This is a genomic window from Pseudidiomarina sp. WS423, from assembly GCF_050750165.1.
GTDB lineage: Bacteria > Pseudomonadota > Gammaproteobacteria > Enterobacterales > Alteromonadaceae > Pseudidiomarina > Pseudidiomarina fusca.
The window spans coordinates 1-21,182 of record NZ_JBOJLN010000003.1 but is presented as its reverse complement, the minus strand read 5'-3'; the positions used below and the strand labels follow the sequence as shown (position 1 = coordinate 21,182).

General features: G+C 48.7%; 16 protein-coding genes. 2 read left to right on the top strand and 14 right to left on the bottom strand.

Going from position 1 to position 21,182, the window contains the following annotated elements:
* Nucleotides 1–5: 5 nt before the first annotated feature.
* The gene (pmbA, locus tag ACQ661_RS04355; protein ID WP_418055309.1) at nt 6–1,352 is read right to left on the bottom strand and encodes a metalloprotease PmbA; all 1,347 of its coding nucleotides are present in this window, start codon (nt 1,350–1,352) and stop codon (nt 6–8) included.
* A 129-nt stretch (nt 1,353–1,481) separates the two neighbouring features.
* Between pmbA and yjgA the strand changes: the two genes are divergently transcribed.
* The gene (gene yjgA / locus ACQ661_RS04350; protein ID WP_153826457.1) at nt 1,482–2,000 is read left to right on the top strand and encodes a ribosome biogenesis factor YjgA; all 519 of its coding nucleotides are present in this window, start codon (nt 1,482–1,484) and stop codon (nt 1,998–2,000) included.
* Here the strand turns inward: yjgA and tldD are convergent.
* From tldD to ACQ661_RS04285, 13 genes are all read right to left on the bottom strand, one after another.
* Nucleotides 1,997–3,463 carry a metalloprotease TldD gene (gene tldD / locus ACQ661_RS04345; RefSeq protein WP_153826458.1) on the bottom strand — a complete coding sequence of 489 codons (1,467 nt, stop codon included), beginning with the start codon at nt 3,461–3,463 and terminating at the stop codon, nt 1,997–1,999. The genes yjgA and tldD overlap by 4 nt on opposite strands.
* Complete coding sequence (locus ACQ661_RS04340) at nt 3,450–4,304, bottom strand: carbon-nitrogen hydrolase family protein (RefSeq protein ID WP_110076030.1); 855 nt, start codon at nt 4,302–4,304, stop codon at nt 3,450–3,452. Before ACQ661_RS04340 ends, tldD begins: the two co-directional genes overlap by 14 nt.
* Nucleotides 4,207–8,262 (bottom strand): YhdP family protein, encoded by a 4,056-nt coding sequence (locus ACQ661_RS04335; protein WP_313932865.1) that lies wholly within the window; start codon nt 8,260–8,262, stop codon nt 4,207–4,209. The genes ACQ661_RS04340 and ACQ661_RS04335 overlap by 98 nt, the downstream gene beginning before the upstream one ends.
* A gap of 4 nt (nt 8,263–8,266) precedes the next feature.
* On the bottom strand, nt 8,267–9,733 hold the full coding sequence (gene rng / locus ACQ661_RS04330; protein WP_313932864.1) for a ribonuclease G: 1,467 nt from the start codon (nt 9,731–9,733) through the stop codon (nt 8,267–8,269).
* Nucleotides 9,734–9,744: 11 nt separating this feature from the next.
* On the bottom strand, nt 9,745–10,470 hold the full coding sequence (locus ACQ661_RS04325) for a Maf family protein (RefSeq protein WP_313932863.1): 726 nt from the start codon (nt 10,468–10,470) through the stop codon (nt 9,745–9,747).
* A complete protein-coding gene (mreD, locus tag ACQ661_RS04320) occupies nt 10,457–10,939 on the bottom strand; it encodes a rod shape-determining protein MreD (protein ID WP_313932862.1) in 483 nt (160 codons plus the stop codon). Before mreD ends, ACQ661_RS04325 begins: the two co-directional genes overlap by 14 nt.
* Nucleotides 10,929–11,810, bottom strand: coding sequence for a rod shape-determining protein MreC (gene mreC / locus ACQ661_RS04315; RefSeq protein ID WP_313932861.1), 882 nt, complete (start codon nt 11,808–11,810; stop codon nt 10,929–10,931). Before mreC ends, mreD begins: the two co-directional genes overlap by 11 nt.
* A gap of 8 nt (nt 11,811–11,818) precedes the next feature.
* Nucleotides 11,819–12,862, bottom strand: coding sequence for a rod shape-determining protein (locus ACQ661_RS04310; RefSeq protein WP_110075997.1), 1,044 nt, complete (start codon nt 12,860–12,862; stop codon nt 11,819–11,821).
* A 129-nt stretch (nt 12,863–12,991) separates the two neighbouring features.
* A complete protein-coding gene (locus ACQ661_RS04305; RefSeq protein WP_431667723.1) occupies nt 12,992–18,136 on the bottom strand; it encodes a DUF6701 domain-containing protein in 5,145 nt (1,714 codons plus the stop codon).
* On the bottom strand, nt 18,123–18,593 hold the full coding sequence (locus ACQ661_RS04300) for a pilus assembly PilX family protein (protein ID WP_431667722.1): 471 nt from the start codon (nt 18,591–18,593) through the stop codon (nt 18,123–18,125). The genes ACQ661_RS04305 and ACQ661_RS04300 overlap by 14 nt, the downstream gene beginning before the upstream one ends.
* Complete coding sequence (locus ACQ661_RS04295) at nt 18,583–19,398, bottom strand: prepilin-type N-terminal cleavage/methylation domain-containing protein (RefSeq protein WP_431667721.1); 816 nt, start codon at nt 19,396–19,398, stop codon at nt 18,583–18,585. Before ACQ661_RS04295 ends, ACQ661_RS04300 begins: the two co-directional genes overlap by 11 nt.
* Nucleotides 19,398–19,931 carry a type IV pilus modification PilV family protein gene (locus tag ACQ661_RS04290; RefSeq protein WP_431667720.1) on the bottom strand — a complete coding sequence of 178 codons (534 nt, stop codon included), beginning with the start codon at nt 19,929–19,931 and terminating at the stop codon, nt 19,398–19,400. Before ACQ661_RS04290 ends, ACQ661_RS04295 begins: the two co-directional genes overlap by 1 nt.
* Complete coding sequence (locus ACQ661_RS04285) at nt 19,931–20,437, bottom strand: pilus assembly FimT family protein (protein ID WP_431667719.1); 507 nt, start codon at nt 20,435–20,437, stop codon at nt 19,931–19,933. The genes ACQ661_RS04290 and ACQ661_RS04285 overlap by 1 nt, the downstream gene beginning before the upstream one ends.
* A gap of 289 nt (nt 20,438–20,726) precedes the next feature.
* Between ACQ661_RS04285 and ACQ661_RS04280 the strand changes: the two genes are divergently transcribed.
* On the top strand, nt 20,727–21,182 hold a 456-nt coding region (locus ACQ661_RS04280), incomplete at its 3' end, for a transposase domain-containing protein (protein WP_431667717.1).

The window sequence follows — 21,182 nt, the reverse complement described above, 5'->3', positions numbered from 1 at the left end:
GCCGGCTACATGCCGGCGATGCGCATCTGTTCTAGCAACACAGAACCGGTACGAACACCATGGCGAAGGTCAATATCATTGCCGATAGCCACAATGTTAGCCAACATGTCTTTTAGGTTGCCGGCAATGGTAATTTCTTCTACGGGGTACTGAATTTCGCCATGTTCGACCCAGAACCCTGCCGCACCGCGAGAATAGTCACCATTGACAATATTGACCCCTTGGCCCATTAACTCGGTAACCAACAGCCCAGTGCCCATCTGCTTACATAAAGCTGCTAAATCTTGCTCACCATGCTGCACTTGCCAGGTGTGGATACCACCGGCGTGTCCGGTAGGCTGCATGCCTAATTTGCGCGCTGAATAGCTAGTCAGTAAGTAAGTTTCCAAGACGCCGTTGGCAACAATATCGCGCTCCACCGTTGCTAACCCTTCATGGTCAAACGGGCTACTAGCTAACGCGCCGCGTAAATGCGGTTGTTCGGTTATGGTTAACCAGTTAGGCAATACTTGTTTACCTAAATGGTCGGCTAAGAAGCTCGATTTGCGATACAAGCTACCGCCACTAATAGCTGCAACGAAGTGGCCAAACAACGAGTTCGCAACATCAGCTCGGAAGATGACTGGCACCTTCGCGGTTGCTATTTTGCGACCGTCTAAGCGCGCGATAGTAGCGTTCACCGCATCTTCTGCCACTTGTTCTGGAGTCCACAAGCCGTCACGATGGCGTGCCACACTGTAGGCGTAATCGCGCTGCATCTGCTCGCCGCTTTGGGCAATTAAACTGCAGCTTAAGCTATGCCGTGATTGTAGGTAACCGGCTAAAAAGCCGTGGCTATTGCCATAAACACGATAGCCGACGTGGCTGCTGTAACCTGCACCGTCAGAGTTAACAATCCGTTTATCCAGTTGTAAGGCATGCTGCTCGCAGCGTAATGCCTGCTCTAAGGCAAATTCAGCACTTTGGTCGGCGGGGTGGCACAAGTCTAAATCAGGGATAGCGGTTGCCATCAGTTCAGCTGGAGCTAAGCCCGCGTAGGGGTCGGGCGAGGTAAACTGGGCGATGCTATTGGCTTTTTCTACCGCCGCACGAATGGCTGCGGCAGTTAAATCGGTAGTAGATGCTGAACCCTTTTGCTGGCCCCGAAACAAGGTAATACCTAGGGCGCCGTCTTGATTAAATTCTACCGTCTCAACTTCGCCAAGGCGGGTGCCGACATTAATTCCGCGGCTACGGCTTAACGCGCATTCGACCGCACTGGCACCAAGCTCTTTAGCATATGCCAGTGCCTGCGCTACCGACTGCTCAACTTCTTGCATCTCATTACTTAATTGTTTTACATCTGGGATCAAACTAACTCTCCTCTTGCCCTTCGGCGCATCGCTCCGCAGCGGTTTAGCATGCGGGCGCTTAATTTTCTGGTACACTATCGGTTATTCACTTGAACATAAACACCTACGGTCATGCACAAGGACCCTTTCATGAATCATGATGGTAATTCAAACCACGCTGATGACGATTTTTTAATTAGTAAATCGCAGCTCAAGCGTGATGCCGAAGCCCAACAAGAGCTCGGCTTAAAACTGGTTAATTTGTCTGACGGTAAACTTGCCAAGATCCCCCTTGATGAGGATCTTTTTGATGCCATTAAATTAGCCCAACGCATTCGTAATACACGCGAAGGTTACCGCCGCCAGCTACAACTGATTGGCAAAATGATGCGCAATCGTGATACGGCTGCGATTGAACGCGGCCTGGCTGAACTCGAGCAATCACACGACGAACAAAACGCGTTATTTCATCAATTAGAAAAATACCGCGACCACATTTTAGCTGACGGCGATGCCGCTATTCAGCAGTTTTTAGCCGCTTATCCGCACGCTGATCGGCAGAAATTACGGCAATTTTATCGCCAAGCTAGCAAACAGCAGCAACAAGGCAAAGCCCCTGCTGCCGCGCGCGAGCTGTTCAAATATTTACGTGAGGTGGCCACCGTTTAATCGGTGCCACCCACAGTTAACGCATCCAGTTTCAAGGTAGGCTGACCTACTCCAACGGGCACGCTTTGTCCGTCTTTGCCACACACCCCAACGCCATTATCTAAGGCTAGGTCGTTACCTACCATAGACACCATGCGCATGGCCTCTGGGCCATTACCGATAAGGGTTGCGCCCTTAATAGGTGCGGTAATTTTGCCATCCTCAATCAAATAGGCTTCTGACGCTGAGAACACAAATTTACCTGAGGTGATATCTACTTGGCCGCCAGCAAACTGCGGTGCATAAATCCCTTTTTTGACACTGGCAATGATATCAGCCGGGTCGCTTTCACCACCGAGCATGTAGGTATTGGTCATGCGCGGCATAGGTAAATGAGCATAGCTTTCACGGCGTCCGTTACCGGTTGGCGCAACACCCATCAAGCGGGCGTTCATTTTGTCTTGCATATACCCCTGCAAGCGGCCTTTTTCAATCAACACATTGTAGCCTGCTGGCGTACCTTCATCATCGATAGCTAACGAGCCACGGCGGTGATCTATGGTACCGTCATCGACAATAGTGCACAGCTCAGAGGCGACTAATTCGCCCATCTTGCCGGCGTAAGCCGAGGCGCCTTTACGATTAAAGTCACCTTCGAGGCCATGGCCGACCGCTTCGTGCAGCAACACGCCTGGCCAGCCGGCGCCTAAAACCACCGGGAAGGTTCCTGCCGGCGCAGGACGCGCTTCTAGATTCACCAGTGCTTGGCGCACCGCCTCGTCGGCAAAGGTCTGCCAGCGCGGCTTAGCGCCCGCCAGCGTCTCACTAAAATAGTCATAACCAACCCGCGCTCCACCGCCCGCACTGCCGCGTTCACGGCGGCCATCATGTTCCACCAGCACGGTACAGTTAACCCGACAAAGCGGCCGAATATCCGCTGCGAATGTGCCATCGGTGGCGGCAATCAAGACTTCATCGTAACTCCCGCTGATGCTGGCAATCACTTCTACGACGCGGCTATCTAGGCTACGCGCATAAACATCCAGCTCACGTAACAGCTCAATTTTCGCAGTTTCGTTTAGGGTTTCCAGCGGGTTTAATGGTGCGTAGCGTTGCACATAAGGGCTGGCAGTTAGCACTTTTAGTTGCCCTTGTTCGCCCGCGGCGCTAATCCCACGAGCGGCACTGCTAGCTTGCTGTAAGGCCAGTGGCGAAATATCATCGGCGTAGGCAAATCCGGTTTTGTCACCCTGCACGGCCCGCACACCAAGACCTGTTTCAATATGAAAACTGCCTTCTTTGACAATGCCATCTTCAAGCACCCAAGATTCGTTCACACTGCTTTGCAGGTAAATATCGGCAAAATCAATGGTGCCGGTATACAAGCGTTGCAGAGCTTGCTGCAACTGTTCGCTATCCAGCTGATGCTGAGTTAATAAATTATCGTAAACCCGTGAAAATTCAGGTTGGTTAGGTAACTGCATGAAGACCCTTCTTGGTTTCAGAAAAATGCGTCGCAACCGGAATGTCGCGCCGAATTTTAGTAAGTTCATTAATATCCACCAGCGCGCTGGCATAGCTTACGCTAGTGGCGTCAGATTCTGCTAAGATGCGGCCCCAGCCATCACAAACCAAGGCGTGACCGTATGTTTCACGGCCATTAGCGTGTACCCCAGCTTGGGCTGCCGCAACTAAAAAACATTGTTGCTCGATGGCGCGGGCCCGCGTTAGCACGTGCCAATGGGCTGCGCCTGTCACTTGGGTGAAGGCCGATGGCAGCAACAAGATGTCGGCACCTTGCTCTCGTAGCGCCCGAAAGAGTTCAGGAAAGCGCACATCGTAACACACCGCCAAGCCTAATACGCCAAACTCGGTGGTCACTGTTACCACCTCGCTGCCCGCCTGAGTCCATGCGGATTCGCGGTAGCTGCGGGTGTTATCGGCGACATCGACATCAAACAAATGCATTTTGTTGTAGCGAGCCACACACTCCCCTTGGGGATTAAAGACTAAGCTAGCGGCGCTAAATTTAGCAGCCTTGGCATCATCTACAATAGGTACGGTACCGGCCACTAACCAGATCTGATGTTGGCGTGCCAAATCAGCTAATTGCTGCTGCAACGGTGCTTGGTCAGTTGCAGGCTTGGCAGCTTGATTATCAGAGAGCAGCGGTAGCTCGGCTAACTCGCGCTGGGCTTTGTCGCCGGCGCCGAAACATAAGCAGGCCTCAGGCAGCACCACCAGTTGCGGCCGATGGCTGGGCAGTTGAGCTAGTAGCTGCTGAATTTGTTGCAGGTTTTGTTGTGGCTGTGGCTGACTGTTCAGTTGCAGCGCCGTCAGTTGTACCCGTCGCGGCGCTGGGCTGGCTTGGTTGTTGGCTTGGTTGTTCGCCTGATTGTTCATTAAGCACCTCCTGCGGAATTGGGGCATCGCGGCTGCTCCGCGCAACCTCAGTGATCTCAGGTTGATCGATGGTACCGCTGATTTTATATTCTAAGCGACTAATCACCTTAGCATCGTGCAGCATACGGTCAATCACCAAGGCGGCTAAACCCGAGGGTGGGTTAATCATCCATGCCAAAATCACCGGCAAACTTGAGGTTACTTTAGGCACAAACTGCAGATTATAGTCGAGTTGGCTGTTCACCAAGTTACTGCTACCGCGCACTTCCATATCACCGGCGGCGCCTTCTAGGCGGGTATTATCCGTATTGACCACACCTTGATTAATGCTAAAGTCGCCGGCAAAGCTGGTGTAAAACAGGCCGTTGGCAAACACATCACGAAAATCAAAACGCAGCTTACGCAAAATACTGTCTAAACTAAGTAGCGAGAAGAGCCGCGCGCCGCGATCACTGACTTCGTTAAGATAGCCTTGACTTAATTGCCAGTTCACTTCGCCATTAAGGGTATCGCTGTTGTATTGATAGGGAGCACCTTGCCAGCCTAAGTCAAAAATAAAAGTAGCTCCGCTATCTTTGACCATGCTAGTAATTTCGTATTCCTGTAAAAACCGACCAAAATCATCAGAATCGAGGCGCCCGGTAAAACGGGTTTCAGCTGGTTTATCAGCTGCTGCCAAGCGCCAAAAGCCACTCACCGCGAGCGTATGGTTATTTTGGTCAGAGCGAAACTCCTGTACCGTTAGCTGTTCTGGTTGGGCATCAATCGCAATCGCTACTCGACCTAAATCATAAGGCCCATAACGACAGCGCTCACAGCTGAACTTAATATTGGGAACACTGTTAAAGTTCGCAGGTGCTGATAATTGAGCTAGGCGCTGATCTAAGTCTGCAGCGACTGCGTTAGCGACCACCTCGTCGCTATCAGTATCACTCTCTGTTTTAGCGGCTGGTGCGAGGGCTGCAGGCAAAGCGAGTTCCAAGTAATCGGCATCAATCTGTAACAAGGATTGCGGGCCGCTTTGGACCAGACCAAGATCAGCCGAAGTTTGATCAGCGGTCAGTCGGCCGCGCCATTCGCCATTTTCCGGCCAAGCGACAAAAGCAACCTCGGTAAACTGATGTTCCAACAAGGTTAAATCAGGCGTTACCAACTGAATTAAATCAGGTTTAAGCACACTCACTAGCTCACTGTCACCGGTGCCCGCAGGGAGCTTCTCAGCTAACGCTGTCCAAGCTGCTAACCAACTATCCACCTTAATCGCAGGGGCATTAACATCAATAGTGAAGGTTGGATTAACGCGCACCACGTTAGGGTTAGGGGCCTGACTAAAGTCTTTGCCAAGGCGCATGTAACCGTTGCGCAACTCTGAGCCATCGCCATTCAGCTGTACTTCAGCTAACCAACTGTCATCCAACTCGGCATTAATCAATAGACTTTCGCTACTGCCGGATACCTGCAACTGTAAATCGCTGGCCTGTCCGCTAGGCTTCTTAAGCGGTGCAGGTAAATCAAGTTGTACTTGGCTTAAGTCTGCGCTTTGATTCCAACTGAATGAATAACCGCCGTCTTTAGGTAAACTCAAGTTAAAATCAGCCTGCCAAGCACTGGTACCCATGGCCAGTGGCGCGAACTTATCTAAAGCCCAGTCTCCTTGCGCCTTAACCTGGACAAAATAATCGTCGCTGCGAGACTGACCGCGTAAATCAATTTGATTTGGAAAGCCCTGCCAGGTCAAGCTCAGATCCTCAGCACTGATCTCGTCATTACGATAAGACACAGTGCCATTCACCTGTTCAAACTGTTGTTGCAGGCTAGCTACATACAACTGATTATCGGTTAGAGTGGCAGCTCCCTCGGCAATCACCTGCTGGCCTTCACCAAAAGGAATGGTGAGCTGTAGCGTGCCCTGCATGGCTCCCGTTAGTTGCAACTGGGTAAAGGTAGCCCCTAGAGAATCTGCCAGTGGGCTATCTTCAAACACCGGCTGTAAGTACTTACTATCGCCTTGAATGCTAGCACTTATATCGAGCTGTAAAGGCTTGCCAATAATGTTGGCTATCACCGTATCTACTCGTGGTAACTGAATATCGCCTAGCAAACCTTGTTCAGCGACTATGTGCATGCGCTCATTATGGAATTCCACCACCGCTTCAGCATCATAGACCGGACGCCAATCAGGCTGAAATTGATAGATTAAATCGCTCACTCGGGCGCGAGCCTGAAACACCCCACGCTGATTGATGTAAGGGAAGTCCGCAATAGTGCCACGCCACACCATCGCCAAATCTTGCGCTTGAGCGGCTTGAATGGCGACACTTAAGTAGTCGTGTAGATCATCCCCCATCACCAGCGGCAAATGATTCCGCAGGGTTTCCGCGCTAATGGGGGTGGTATCCAAACTTTCGGCATGGGCATTCACCATCACCGAGTCGGCGGTAGGATGAATCAGTGCCGCCACCGCCAACTGCATGCCTGGCAAGCCCAAATAGCTGTTGGGATAGACCTCAACTTGCCAGTCTGCTTGGCCCCAATCAACGCGGCCATGCATATCGAGAGCGGTTATCGGCCAGGGCCGGTCTGGATGCAAAGCAGCACTTTGAATGACCATGTCTTGCCCGTGTAAATGCCAACTTACTTGTTGGCCGGTGCCATGTAATTCCAATTCAGCATTCTGTAGGCCAGGAATACCTGCAGCTTCTTGCCATGCCAACTGTTGGCCGCGTACATACCAACGCGCCGCTTGGTTAATGTCATGGTCGAAAACGATATCAAGTTCACCGCCAACCTCACGACGACTCATCTCATCGCTCAGTTCAACGCCGCGCGACCCTAACAGGTTGGCCAATTGCAGGAGCGGCGCAAGGGGCATGTTACTGGCGCTTAAACGAGTTCGCGCTGGGGTCTGTTGCCAACTGAAGGTAGGGAGCAGCCACTGCCGTTGATTGTGAGTAATGGTCATAGGGGTACTATTCACTAACCAACCATCAGCTTCTGGTTGTAGTTGCAACTGCCCGCTCGGGATCCGCAAATGATGTTGCTGTTCGCCTACCCGCCACGCCAATTGGTGTTCGCCTAATTCTAATAGACCTTGGGTAAAGCTATTCTGGGCGAAGTTAAGCCACATGGTGAAATTAAACTCAGCTTGCTGAATTTGGGTATCGACAATCTGCTGTTGTAACCAAGGGGTAATGTCTACCTGGTTCGCCGCCACATAAAACTGCCCGGATAACGCCTGTGGATCGTTGCCATGTACATCAATGATTAAATCTAAACTCTGCTCGGATACTCCAGTAAAACTAAGTTCGCCCACCCCCTGGTGGCGCGCGCCGCGGTTCATCCAGCTTAACCGCTGTACTTGAATCGAGCGCTTCACCCCGACTAAGTTCACCAATTCAATCACGCTATCAGACACTTCGACATGATCAAGTTGGGTCAGTAAAAAGCTAAGTAGGGTATCCGGAACATCCAAACTAGCAGCGTTATCTTGTTGGGTATCACGCAGGTCATATTGCAACCGCAGGCCGCTAAAGTTCACCTGCTCAAATTGCAGCGACGCCGAAGTGACGCTTTGCCAAAAATTAAATTGCACGCGAGCTTCGTCAACACTCACTTGTGAGTTGAGGTTGGTGGCGGTTTGTAGGCGCACATCATGCAACACCAACTCAGGCCCTGCGCTACTCCAATCGGCACTTAAAGTGCCCACATCTGCTTGCACTTGATACTGGGCAGCTAAGAGTTGCTCAACTTGTTTGGTCACGTCAGGAATTTGCGGTAACAGATAGCGCAAGCCAGTTAGCAGCATCGCAAAAAGCACCAGCGCCGAAGCTAGTGAATAAAGCAGGGTCCGAAATAACCAGCGTGCGGTAAATCTCAACATGGGGCTACATCATCACCACGTCAAACTGCTCTTGGTTGTACATAGGCTCGGTTAAAACCTTAACCTGTTTGCCAATAAACACCTCAAGTTCAGCCAAAGCATGGCTCTCTTCGTTCAGCAGCATGTCGGACACTGCTGCCGAGGCATACACCACGAAATGATCGGCCGCATACGCACGGTTCACCCGCACAATTTCTCGCATCACTTCATAACAGACGGTTTCAACCGTCTTCATTGAGCCACGTCCACTACACACTGGGCATTCGGTGCAGAGCACGTGCTCCAAGCTTTCGCGGGTGCGCTTGCGTGTCATCTCCACCAAGCCTAAGGTGGTGAAGCCGTTAATCGAAGTTTTGGCGCGATCTTTAGCAAGAGCTTGCTCAAGGCTGTGCAATACCCGTCGTCTATGATCTGCGTTTTGCATATCGATAAAATCAATAATGATGATACCGCCTAAGTTACGCAGCCGCAGTTGCCGAGCGATTGCCTGAGTCGCCTCGATGTTGGTATTAAAAATGGTTTCTTCGAGATTGCGATGCCCAACAAAACCACCGGTATTGATATCTATGGTGGTCATAGCTTCCGTTTGGTCAATAATGATAGAGCCACCGCTCTTCAGCTCAACTTTACGCTCGAGTGCGCGTTGCACTTCATTTTCAACATCAAACAAGTCAAAAATAGGACGCTCGCCGCTGTAGTACTCAAGGGCATTGCTGAGCTCAGGAATAAACTCTTGGACAAACTCGCGCAGTACATCGTAAGTAATGCGTGAATCAACCCGAATACGTTCAATTTCATCGCCAACAAAATCACGTAAAATACGGCAAGATAAATTCAAATCTTCGTACACTATACCAATTTTCCGCATGCCTTTGCGGCGCTTTTGAATGGTGTCCCAGAGCCGCCGCAAAAATTTCGCGTCGCGCTGTAAATCGTCATTGGCTGCGCCCTCGGCGGCGGTACGTACAATAAAGCCACCGTCTTCATCGCAATAAGGCTGGGCGGCGGCTTTTAAACGGTTCCGTTCGGCTTCATCTTCAATCCGCTGTGAAATACCAACATGCGGCGATTGTGGCATCAACACCATGTAGCGTGAAGGAATAGTGATGTCGGTGGTTAAGCGCGCGCCTTTCGTACCAAGTGGGTCTTTGACCACTTGCACCAGAATTTGCTGCCCTGGGCGCACTAATTGAGCGATATCTGCGGTGGTGACATTGTTCCGCGATAGCTCTTCTTGATCAATGTGGGTCACGATATCGGACGCATGCAAGAACGCCGCTTTATCTAAGCCAATATCAATGAAAGCGGCCTGCATCCCTGGCAGTACTCGCGATACTTTACCCACATAAATATTACCCACTAAACCACGCTTGGCTTGGCGCTCAATGTGGATTTCTTGCAAAATACCGTTTTCGATCAGCGCCACGCGAGTTTCGGTGGGGGTGACGTTCATTAAAATTTCTGCACTCATGCGTGTTACTCCTACTGCTGACCGCCTGCTTGCTGCGTCTCAACACGCGTTAATAATTCTGCTGTTTCATATAACGGCAGCCCCACCACGGCAAAATAGCTGCCTTGCAAGTGGGTGACGAAGCGCCCTGCTAAGCCTTGAATACCATAACCACCGGCTTTATCTTGCGGTTCACCGCTGGCCCAATAAGCTGCGATCTCACCCTCACTTAAGGGTTTAAAACTCACCTCGGTGGCGACCATGGTAGCCATAGTCACGTCCGTTGTCGGCTCTAGTGGTGCACTCTGAGTCACCGCTACGGCAGTTAAAACCGTATGAGTGGTGTCACTTAGCAACTGCATCATGCGTTGAAAATCGGCAAAATCACGCGGCTTTTCTAACACCTGTTCGTGCGCTTGTGCATAACCAACTACAACCACAGTATCAGAACCTAGCACCAAGCTGTTGGTCGTGGTGTTCGCCGTTGCCTTGGTGCGCCACAAGGTTGCACCGGCTTCGGCTTTACTGATGGCGAGACGCTGTACATAGGCCGCTGCAGATTCACTTGGCGTGCGCTGTTCGGGAACCTGTGGTAACACCACCTGAAACGGCCTCCCCAACAGCTGCAATAACTCAGCGCGCCGCGGCGACCCCGACGCCAACACCAACGGCCTCGCGGCGGGCGTATTAGATACCAAGTTACTGGATACCAGGTTATTGGATACCAAGTTACTGAATACCACGTTATTGGATACCATAGTGCCGCCGATATTTGCGTAGAATCAGATACACCCATGGCCAAGCTATGGCCGACGAAATCACCGGATATAAATAAGACACATGAAACACCGCATCGTTCAGCCAATGCTCTAACTGATACACCAACACCCGCTTGATAAAAATAAGCACCGCAACCACCAAGGCCTGTTGCGTTAGCGAGTAATTTCGAAAGCGCTGAAAATGACGAATCGGCGCATAGGCCATGACCAATAAGGCGCTAGCATAGATTCCAAAGATAGACCCCATCAGGATATCCGTCATCAGCCCGAGAATCAGAACGGTTCCCATCCCTACGCGGTGGGGCAGTGCCATCAACCAATAAATGATCACCAAACTTAACCAATCTGGGCGCCAAGCCTCTAAAAACAGCGGCATCGGCATCACCATCAGTACTAGCCCGATAATATAAGTAATAAACAGCGGTAATAATCCGGCTTTAATCCACATGATCGTTTCCTGCCGTCTCTTCTTCGGTATCGTAAACCGGTTGCTCGGTAGCATCCGCTGGCCATAACAAGAGCAAGGTGCGCACCCTATCAAGTTGGGCATAAGGACGTGCTAACACGCGGGCATATTGTAAGCGCTCGTTGCGGTCGATGGAGATGATCTCAGCTACCGGATAACCTTCCGGATAGATGCCACCCAACCCCGATGACACCAATTTATCGCCTACCTCTAAATCCGTGCTGTGGGGGATAAACTGCAATTCTAACTGCTGCAAATCACCCGTGCCTTTAGCTAAAACGCGGATATCATTACGCTCGGCCCGTAACGAAATAGCATGGCTTTGGTCGGCGATCAGTAACACCCGCGCCGTACCACGACCAACGCTCATCACTTGCCCCACCACGCCGCGATTATCCAATACCGGCTGGCCCTCATACACGCCATTGGCAAGGCCTTTGTTGATCACCAACTGATGCGAAAATGGGTCCGTTGCTACTGCAACCACTTCAGCGGCCATCCGACGACTAGCTTCACGTACATCCGAACCTAGCAATTGGCGTAACCGATCGTTCTCGTTTTCTAGAAAGTTCAGTCGCTGCACTGCCATCTGCAGTTCTTCCAGCTCTTGCTTTAACAGTTTATTTTCATTGCGTAGCATGGTGCGTGTGGTGGCGAGATAGACAATTCTGTCCATCACCTGCTCAGGCAGTACGGCGAGGTATTGAACCGGGGCAATCAGGGTGCTCATAAACGAACGCACCGGCTGCATCGTATTGAGCCGGTGGTCTAAGAACATCAAAGTGAGAGCGCAGCTGAGTGCAAGCACCAGCCGCGTGAGTAGTGTTGGGCCTCGTTCAAATAGCGACTTCATGCGGCCGCTTACTCATAACTGAACAGGTCACCGCCGTGCATATCGATCATCTCTAACGCTTTACCACCACCGCGCGCCACACAAGTTAATGGATCGTCCGCGACAATCACCGGAATCCCGGTTTCTTCCATTAACAGGCGATCAAGGTCACGCAGTAACGCGCCACCGCCGGTAAGCACCATGCCGCGCTCAGAAATATCTGACGCTAGCTCTGGTGGCGATTGCTCTAACGCAACCATCACGGCACTAACAATACCCATCAAAGGCTCTTGTAAGGCTTCAAGAATTTCGTTGCTATTCAGCGTAAATGAGCGAGGTACACCTTCCGCTAGATTACGGCCACGAACTTCGATTTCACGCACTTCGTCACCAGGAAATGCCGAACCAATTTCGTGTTTGATCCGCTCCGCCGTAGCTTCGCCAATCAAAGAGCCGAAGTTACGGCGAATATAATTAACGATGGCTTCGTCAAATTTGTCACCGCCAATGCGTACCGACGACGAATACACCACACCATTTAAAGAGATAATAGCGACTTCAGTGGTACCGCCACCAATATCAACCACCATCGAACCAGTTGGCTCCGAGACCGGTAAGCCAGCGCCAATCGCCGCCGCCATAGGTTCATCAATTAAATGCACTTCACGGGCGCCAGCACCTAACGCTGATTCGCGAATCGCTCGGCGCTCTACTTGAGTGGAGCCACAAGGCACACACACCAACACCCGCGGGCTAGGACGGAAATAATGGCTGTCGTGTACTTTCTTAATGAAGTGCTGCAGCATCTTTTCAGTAACAAAAAAGTCAGCGATAACACCGTCTTTCATAGGGCGAATGGCTTTAATGTTCCCTGGCGTACGGCCCAACATTTGTTTTGCTGCAGTACCTACTGCCGCCACACTCTTGGGTCCACCCGAGCGCTCTTGGCGAATCGCTACAACTGATGGCTCATTCAGTACGATGCCTTCGTCTTTAACGTAAATTAATGTGTTTGCTGTTCCCAAATCGATCGAGAGATCGTTTGAGAAAATTCCACGGAGTTTTTTAAACATCGACAGGCCAATCCCTACTTATTAGTCTCTTGCTTTACGAGCCGACAAGAACAGCTGCTAGTTAAACCGTTACACTCTACCAATGCGCGATAGCCATAACAAGAACAAGGCAAATATCTTACCACGATTTTACCAACCAAGTTCACGTTGATAAATAATTCTATCATTGCCTCGAAATTGCCCAAAGCCAGCTGTTCCTCGAGGATTCAGATAATTAACTCCGTCCGAGTCCTCCCAATTAAACTGTAACCATGGTGGCGCTTGATATTCGAACTCAAACTCTCCCACGTTGTCGGGTGCTAAGTTAGTTGAAGGTTGCCAGAACATCGCGTTTGGCGCCAACATACCACTACCTAGGGTTGAGCTTATGCCTCCGGGCACAGAACCTAGCCCTTCCGGATCATCTGTAACGCTCAAACTGACCGGGAACACTGACGTGCAATTGTCATCGCTATTTGCAATAAAGTTGGAACCATTCCAGTACTCGGCATAAAGGTTAACAGGTAAGTTAGCATCCTCAGGACCGAACGTATTCTCAACAACAAGTCGACCATAACGCACATCAAGAGTTCCATTAAGTTGAACTGCATTGCAACTTACGCCCGAACATCCTGATTGAGTTTCGTCAAAGTCAGTGCCAATCAACCCTCGGCTATCGATCTCCGTGTTGACACGTATGCCAGCTTCTAAAATATGGAACGGCCCGTCTACTGTGCCAACTCGTGCAAACTGGAGAGCTGATGAAGTGAGTACATATACACCATCGTTCCATACCCCGTCATTAGTAATTGAGCTGAAACGACTACCTAATCCGTAACTCGTTCCACTTTTTGCAGCTAGTGCAAAGGTTGCGGTTCCTGCGTAATCAAGATCATTGTTGTCGTAATTTAGAACGACATTTCCGCCAGCGCCACGAGCAACTAATGTCGAATCTAGTAAAATTCCAGGATTCCCCATATACGTAAATGCAGAGCAACTATTTGATAAGGTACTTGATTGTAATTGCAAGTAACTAGGGTAAAACCGACCAATTGTAGGGCTTGGCGGTTTATTCGGAATGTCGCCAGCGCCTAAATAATCATTATCAGTTAAAGCACCTCTTATACGAATACTCCCCACTTCATTGTACGAAATTTGATTACTTACAAACCGCCCAGGGTTGCCAGCATCTGCAACAAACGGCGCCGTTGTACTCAAAGTACCTAAGTTCCCACCACTTGGATAAACCAGACTATCAAGCGCGGCGGTCACTGTTTCTGGGGATAGCTCATTGCCGAAATTAGGTGTGGCAGCGCCAAAACTATTGCGTGCCTCCAGAAACAACTGAAAATTCTCACCGGCGGCAATAAATCCGCTTCCTGAATTAGTTGTTTCAGGGTTAGTAATCGCTCCCGAGGCGGCATTCGAAACAACTAAAGTATGCGGTTTAACTACAAAATTATTTGAGTTACCGGTTAATTGAAACGCTGGATCTGGATTGCTTTGATCGATATTGATTTGACCATGCAGTCGCACTTGCCCCGCATCTGTATATGCGAGTGTTATCGGCGCATTTCCATTGCTATCAAAAACTACATTAACGGCTGCGGTGTTTGACGCATTATTCAAATTATTTGCGCCGACCGAAGTACCGTTAACCGACATGCTTTGCCCCGCAATACAACTTGTTGGATTACGGCACTCATAGCCTATTTGAACTTCTTGTGCGCCACTTAAACGTGCTTCGCAGGCTCCAGTTAGCGTATTGGTTTCAACCGCACGAATAACACCATTAAAGGATTCACCTGAAATTTGGTTAGCTATCGGACTCAATTGGTCCGTATCAGTAAATAGTAATCCCGCGTTTTTGAAGTTAATGTCGCAACTTGTCTCAACACCAGCGACAAAACATTTGGTCTCGAATCCAGGATCAGGCAGAGGGTCACTGGTTAGTACACCAACCGTTGCGATTCCGCCTGCTGTATTGCGTAAGAACTTAGTCCCGCTGCTGCTGTTGTAAGTGAGCACATTACCACCCGCATAAGTACCTTCCGTAGTACTCAATACAACTTCCGTCGGACCAGTGTAAAGGTTGTCGCAGTTCGCATCGAGGCATGCCTGCACTTCAATTGGCGTGGCAAGACATGCGATGGTTTCACCTTGGTGTGTTAATCGGAAGTGATCAATCTCTGAATTCAAGCTATCTGTATCGATGGCACAGACTTGAATATCATCAAATTCGTGAATGTTTGTCGACCCGCCCGTACTCCCTGTAAAACTAACGAGAAAATCTTCAGGAACAACAGGTTGCTGACCAGGAAATTCATCAAAAACATCAAATGGCACGATAATATATTGATACCCAGTACCGGTATCGCGTTCAACACTGATTATTGATGTATTAGGTACAGTTGAATCAATAATAATTCGATATTTGTGCTCAGGCCCAGGGCTATTGCCGGGTTGATCGACTCCCGGGCTCAGCTGTCCCGAATCTTTCAAATACGGATAATTGTTCGCTTCAGCGCCGCGCAACACCACACGGTCAGGACGTAGTTGTCCACCAAAACCGCCTTGTCTACCCTCGTTGTTTTTGGAGAAATTACCATATTCATCGAATCCAATACCGAGCCATCCACCAGCGAAGCCTGGCGTAAATGTGCCCCCCAAATTAAGTTGGGCATACCCTAATGAACCACCATAACCACCCGCTTGAGGGGGCACCGTTGCATCTGAAAAAACCAATGCAATACCGTCTGCACCAGAGCCTCCATAGGCAAACAGACTAAATTCAAGTATCACTCGGTTATTTGCTGCCGGAAACGTCTGATTCAACGTGATACGGGTTGCCTGATTAGTCACATTTTCGGTCAAGCGGACACGGCCATTAACGATAGTCGGAATAAAGCTGCCCGATGTCGCAGAAGACGTCCATGTTTGACCAAACACGGTGCCATCATCAAGCGCATCGGTATAACATTGCAATACGACATCATCACACAGTGAACGTTGATCGGTCAGTGCTTCTATTTCGGTGTCTGCAAGCGCAGAGTCAAACAGTTGAAACTGATCCAATGCACCGGAGTAATAGCTATTATTATCTGTCGGATTATATCCGATATATAAGTCATCGTTATTAGTTACTGGCGTACCCGTATTCGTCGCCGTCGTCACAATTTGCCCATTAACAAATATAGTTTGTTGAGTAGATTGTCTGCGCAAGGCGATGTGCGTCCAGCTGCCTGCTGACAAGGTATTTGCTGGTGTCTCTACGACACGCTCAATAGTCCACCACCAAACTGGAATTCGCCAACGCCACCGCAAAGCACCGTTAGATAGCAACTCGACGCGATAGTTACTTCCTTTATCAATAAGCGTAACGCTACCAGAGTTTGGAATAGTGGCTGGATTGACCCACATTGCAAAGGTATATTCACTAGTTAAGTCAAGCTCATTATTATGATCAATGCGTATCGACTGATTATTGCTGCCGTCAAACTCGGCATAGCCACAAGAACCAAAGCCGCTTCCATCGTTTGGTAGTGCTGGGGCGTCAGAACTAGAACCCGCTGTAACACCACCTAAAGCGGTTCCGTTAAAGTTGTTGCCACTGGAGTCTTCAACATCGTTTGCTAGCCCAGCCGTCCAAGGGCCATCATTAAACTGAAAATCAAGCGTAGCATTGGGAAGTGTCACAACACACGGCCGCGTGGTTACGTATAGAACGCTAATTTCTTGTTCACTTAATATAACGTCAGAAAGATACAGCTCATCCATTTGGCCATTAATACTATTACTACCGAATGACTGCCCCCCTACATTTAGTCCGCCACTAACATTTTTTAGGTCGTGATTGCCGTTAAATGAGCTGGTTGTTCTTGCGTCATAATCGCCGTCAATGATTAAAGTAAGTCGGCGGTTACTGCGTTCAAAAATAGTCGTTATGTGATGCCATTCGCCATCAAAAATATCATTGCCCTCAACACTAACATTGCGAACATCGTTATTGCCGGTACGAATTTCGAAATACAAATCTCCATTCTGGGTCAGTCGATAAACTTCAAATTTACCGTCATTTTGTGAAGTGGGTGTATTTCCATATACCACCATAGTTTGGTAGGTGTCTGAGTTATTCTGATCGGTTGCGTCGGCGCGCACCCAGAACCCCATGGTGAAATTTTGTAAGTTATTTATTGCGGTATTATTGGCAACTGAAAATCGGCTCGACCCATTAAAGTCACCGTATCTGCAGGTTCCTGGGTTACCCGGAATTGCCGGTGTGCTACGTGCTGTTTCGGCACCATTTTGCGCTGTGCCGTGACGTTCATTCCCCGACGAATCAAGCACCTCACCTGAGGTTCCGTCCCAGATTAATTCGTCCATAAACCAATGGCCAATTGCTGCAGGTAAAGTACTGCCTCCGCCTGCACCACAGGGCCCAACATTATTATTAATATTACACGTTGGCCCTTGCACCCCGCCGGCGTTATCGTTTATGTTTGCCGCGTTAACATAGCCTGTGACTTCGCCGTTACCATAAACAGTTACCGTGCCAGTGGAATTTATATTACCATTCACTTGGTTGCCACTGTTTAGTGTGACATTACCTCCAGCTTCAATATTGCCATCAACGTCACTACCACCATTTAGCGTAACCTCGCCAAAAGCAGCGAGGTCACCTTCTACAAAATTACTGCTATTGAGAACAATATTTTGTCCCGACGAGACATTACCTTCAATTTCAGCCTCGTTATTCAAAGTGATTGTTTGACCAGCAGAAACATTACCAATCACTTCATTGTCACCGTTTAATATTATCGGCCCGTTGGGTGCATTTAAATCACCTTCAACATCGGCGTTCGAATTAAGTCTTATCTCGCCATTGTTACTTGTAATGTCACCTTCAACCTCATTATTGCCATTAAAAACTACGTTCCCTTGCGCAGTGATATTTGCGTTGATATCGCTATTATTATTGGCAGTAAATTGACCAGATACTTGAATGTTCAGATCGTTCGGCGAGTCATCAACATTGACTTCGTTATTACCATTTAAGGTAAGGTTTCCATTGACGATCAAATTCAGCGAGCCGTTTACTCTTATATCATCGCCTGTGGGAAGCGTGACATTGCCATTACAAGTAATGGTGTTTCCTGAAATTGAGCAAATATTACCTACTTCGTCATTCAAATCGTCAAGTTCGTTGGGCAAATCAAACCGTTCGGCGTAAGCATTGCTTACACCGGCAAATAACAATAGCGCGAACGAAATACGAATCAATTTAGAAAGTACCATCACTTGCCTCGACTAATATTTCTCGTGAGTATGTTTCAGAGCCGACAGTACAAACACCTTCAGCACGTAGTCGAAAGTGATACCCCTGAAACGGTGGGTTCAACGCTAATTGGTCGCAATAAACATCAGCAGAACACGATGCCAATCCGGGTGCCGAAAAAGCGTAGGTTGCCAGTAGCGGTTCCGGATTACCGACGACTCGTGCGCTACACAGTGACGTATTGGCTGTATTTGAGTTTAATGGAAATAAATCGGTTAGCGTTAACTGCAGCGCTGACTGCGCAGCATGGTATGCTCTTGAGCCAGAAACCTCCGACACCACTGCGCTTGATCCACTACTCAACAAACGCACTAATGCAGCGCCTATAAGTGCCATTACCACGATAATAAATATCACTACCGCAAGCGCTGCACCTCGTTGTTTATTCGGCTTTGACCATTGTTGTTTAGGGAACATTCGGAACATGCACCTCGTGAAGTAACTTCATCGGTTCATTTTTTGAACTCGTAAAGCGAAAATCCATCTGCACTACTGCCGTTCTGCGTAATGTGGCCTCTTCAACATAAAATGGCGCTTCGCTTACGCTATTACTTAACCCAACGGCCATTGTTTCATAGGCCTCACCAGCAGCAAGCCATAGCGCTGAAGGCTGAACTGTCTGCCAACCATAGTTAGTATAGCGTCGTAATTCGGAACCTTGTACACACCAACTCACTGGTTGACTCGCAATATAATAACGACGCGCTGGGCTTTGGGTTGGGAAAAACTGTGGAGTACCTGAATAAGATATCTCAACTAATCCGGCCTGCGGGCCAGCACTCAAAATGGGATCTGCTTTAGACCGAATAGATGCGTTGTTGTATATATGATTGCGCGTAGTGGCATAAACCATCAACTTACTACCTGCGGGTATTGGTGCATTTTCAGTCGGTTGCACAGCGATAAAATCAGCACCTGCATTAAAACCAGGCGTTGGAATCTGTAAATAGCTACTACTGGCGAAAATAGGGACGTATTCAAGACACCGACTATTATCAGTAGCATTTACGCGTTGACTGCGCGGTAGCGAGTTTCGCAGCTCGCGAGTTAATCGCTCTATTGCGAAACGGCTTTGGCTTGTCAATTGGTCACGAGACACTGCGTCTGTATATATATTCGCGCCAATTCCGATGTACGAAAACACTCCCACACTCAAAACAGCTAAAATGACGATAACGATAATTAGCTCTATGAGTGTAAAACCGCGAATTCGTCTGCTCATTAGAAATTACCTCGCAGCGAACTCATCGTCACAGTGTCATTATTGGGGCTTTCAATGGTGACTGTGATGCGCTTAAGATCTTGGATTGAACCAACGCATTCGCCTTGAAGGGTGGCGTAACAGACCTCTATAACGTACGAAAACCCAATATATTCATCAGTAATATCTACACCTAAAGCTGATTCAATATTCGGCTCAGTTAAGTGCAATAAATGGTAATCGTCAACATCGTCAAAATCAGGGCGTGTTTCACCAGCTTCCGGACCTAAATTAGTCGGTGCAGTGCAGTCTGGTTGAGTAAACTCCCCACAACGCACTATGCCTCCACCGATATCACTATTTTCATCAAATCCGCGCGCCATAATTTCGTTAATTAAACTGTTGCCTAATTCAATAGCACGGGCTTGAAAGACTTGTTCAGTACTATTACGAGCTTGTGGAAAAATCAAAGTAGTTAACATCACAAGACTTATCGCTAGAGCCACAATTGCTATAACAATTTCAATTAGGGTGAACCCTTCGCGACGCATCATTAGCATGCTCCTTCGCGAATGTAACCTTGTGATTGCACACAAACACTGCGTACAGCTGAACCTTCAGTTACGTCAATTTGCAATGCCAAGCTACCACAAGCAGCATTCGCTGCCGTGCCGATACATCCCAACCCGTTAAAATAGACAGTAGAGAGACTCGGCTGTGTGCTGACAAGTACATTCGTACTTGCTTCGCTAAGGCTGATGCCTTCAAACTCAGGATTAAAATTTGCCGGCAGCGCTGCATCACCACACAGCTGCGGAATACCAAAACGATTCCCCTGAATCAATACACAGTAGTCATTGGTGGTATCTTGCATTGCGCGCTGTTGCTGCAGTCGCAGTAGCCCAACCAAGCGGTCTTGATACAGCACGGCATCAACCCCCGAACGACCAAAAAACGCTGGTCCCGCCGTCACTGCTAAAATGCCAACAAGCACTATAACAATAATCAGTTCGACCAGGGTAAAGCCGTTACTGTCTTCAAGATGAGGTTGTCTCTGCATAATAAGTTAGATTATTGTTTATTTATAAGGTTAAATATACTCTATTAATGTCTATGCGACAATCAGTTAGGTGATATAGCACTGGGGTTCTATTTGCCTTGAGTGATTCGCTAACATTGCACTGCACTAATCATTCGTTCGCTTGGCTTACTATTTATTAAATCTTAGGCAATAAAAAAGCGCCCGAAGGCTAATGCCGATCAGTTAAGAAATATTTTAGCGATCGGTTGACCGATCCTCCCAATGGATCAGAATCCGTAGTTAGTTAATTCTAGCTACGGATTTTTTTATGCAACTCACTACAGCACTCGCAATAGCCAATGGATATGCTCCAAACTCTGAAGAACTGGGTAAATTATCCGACATTCTTGATCCTGATTTAATTAATGAAGCGTTTGATAAGGCCGGTGTCGGCACTGTCAGGAAAAGACGTTTACCCTTGGATATGGTGTTGTGGAGTATTATAGGCATGGCCTTATATCGCAACACCAGCGTGTGGGACATCGTTGGACAAATGAATATCATGCTCCCTGGTCGACGGGCACTTGTAGCTCCAAGCGCTATTCCTCAAGCAAGACAACGCCTTGGTGAACATGCCGTACAATCGGTATTTGAACATACGCAAGCAATTTGGAATGAACAAGCCGAGCATCCAACATGGCATGGCTTACGACTGCTTGGCGTCGATGGTGTTGTTTGGCGAACCCCTGACTCTAATGAAAATCAGCAATCTTTCAAAAAGAGC

Coding starts and splice junctions, on each gene's coding strand:
- yjgA (WP_153826457.1), top strand. CDS start 1,482: ATGAATCATGATGGTAATTCAAACCACGCTGATGACGATTTTTTAATT.
- tldD (WP_153826458.1), bottom strand. CDS start 3,463: ATGCAGTTACCTAACCAACCTGAATTTTCACGGGTTTACGATAATTTA.
- ACQ661_RS04335 (WP_313932865.1), bottom strand. CDS start 8,262: ATGTTGAGATTTACCGCACGCTGGTTATTTCGGACCCTGCTTTATTCA.
- rng (WP_313932864.1), bottom strand. CDS start 9,733: ATGAGTGCAGAAATTTTAATGAACGTCACCCCCACCGAAACTCGCGTG.
- ACQ661_RS04325 (WP_313932863.1), bottom strand. CDS start 10,470: ATGGTATCCAATAACGTGGTATTCAGTAACTTGGTATCCAATAACCTG.
- mreD (WP_313932862.1), bottom strand. CDS start 10,939: ATGTGGATTAAAGCCGGATTATTACCGCTGTTTATTACTTATATTATC.
- mreC (WP_313932861.1), bottom strand. CDS start 11,810: ATGAAGTCGCTATTTGAACGAGGCCCAACACTACTCACGCGGCTGGTG.
- ACQ661_RS04310 (WP_110075997.1), bottom strand. CDS start 12,862: ATGTTTAAAAAACTCCGTGGAATTTTCTCAAACGATCTCTCGATCGAT.
- ACQ661_RS04305 (WP_431667723.1), bottom strand. CDS start 18,136: ATGGTACTTTCTAAATTGATTCGTATTTCGTTCGCGCTATTGTTATTT.
- ACQ661_RS04300 (WP_431667722.1), bottom strand. CDS start 18,593: ATGTTCCCTAAACAACAATGGTCAAAGCCGAATAAACAACGAGGTGCA.
- ACQ661_RS04295 (WP_431667721.1), bottom strand. CDS start 19,398: ATGAGCAGACGAATTCGCGGTTTTACACTCATAGAGCTAATTATCGTT.
- ACQ661_RS04290 (WP_431667720.1), bottom strand. CDS start 19,931: ATGATGCGTCGCGAAGGGTTCACCCTAATTGAAATTGTTATAGCAATT.
- ACQ661_RS04285 (WP_431667719.1), bottom strand. CDS start 20,437: ATGCAGAGACAACCTCATCTTGAAGACAGTAACGGCTTTACCCTGGTC.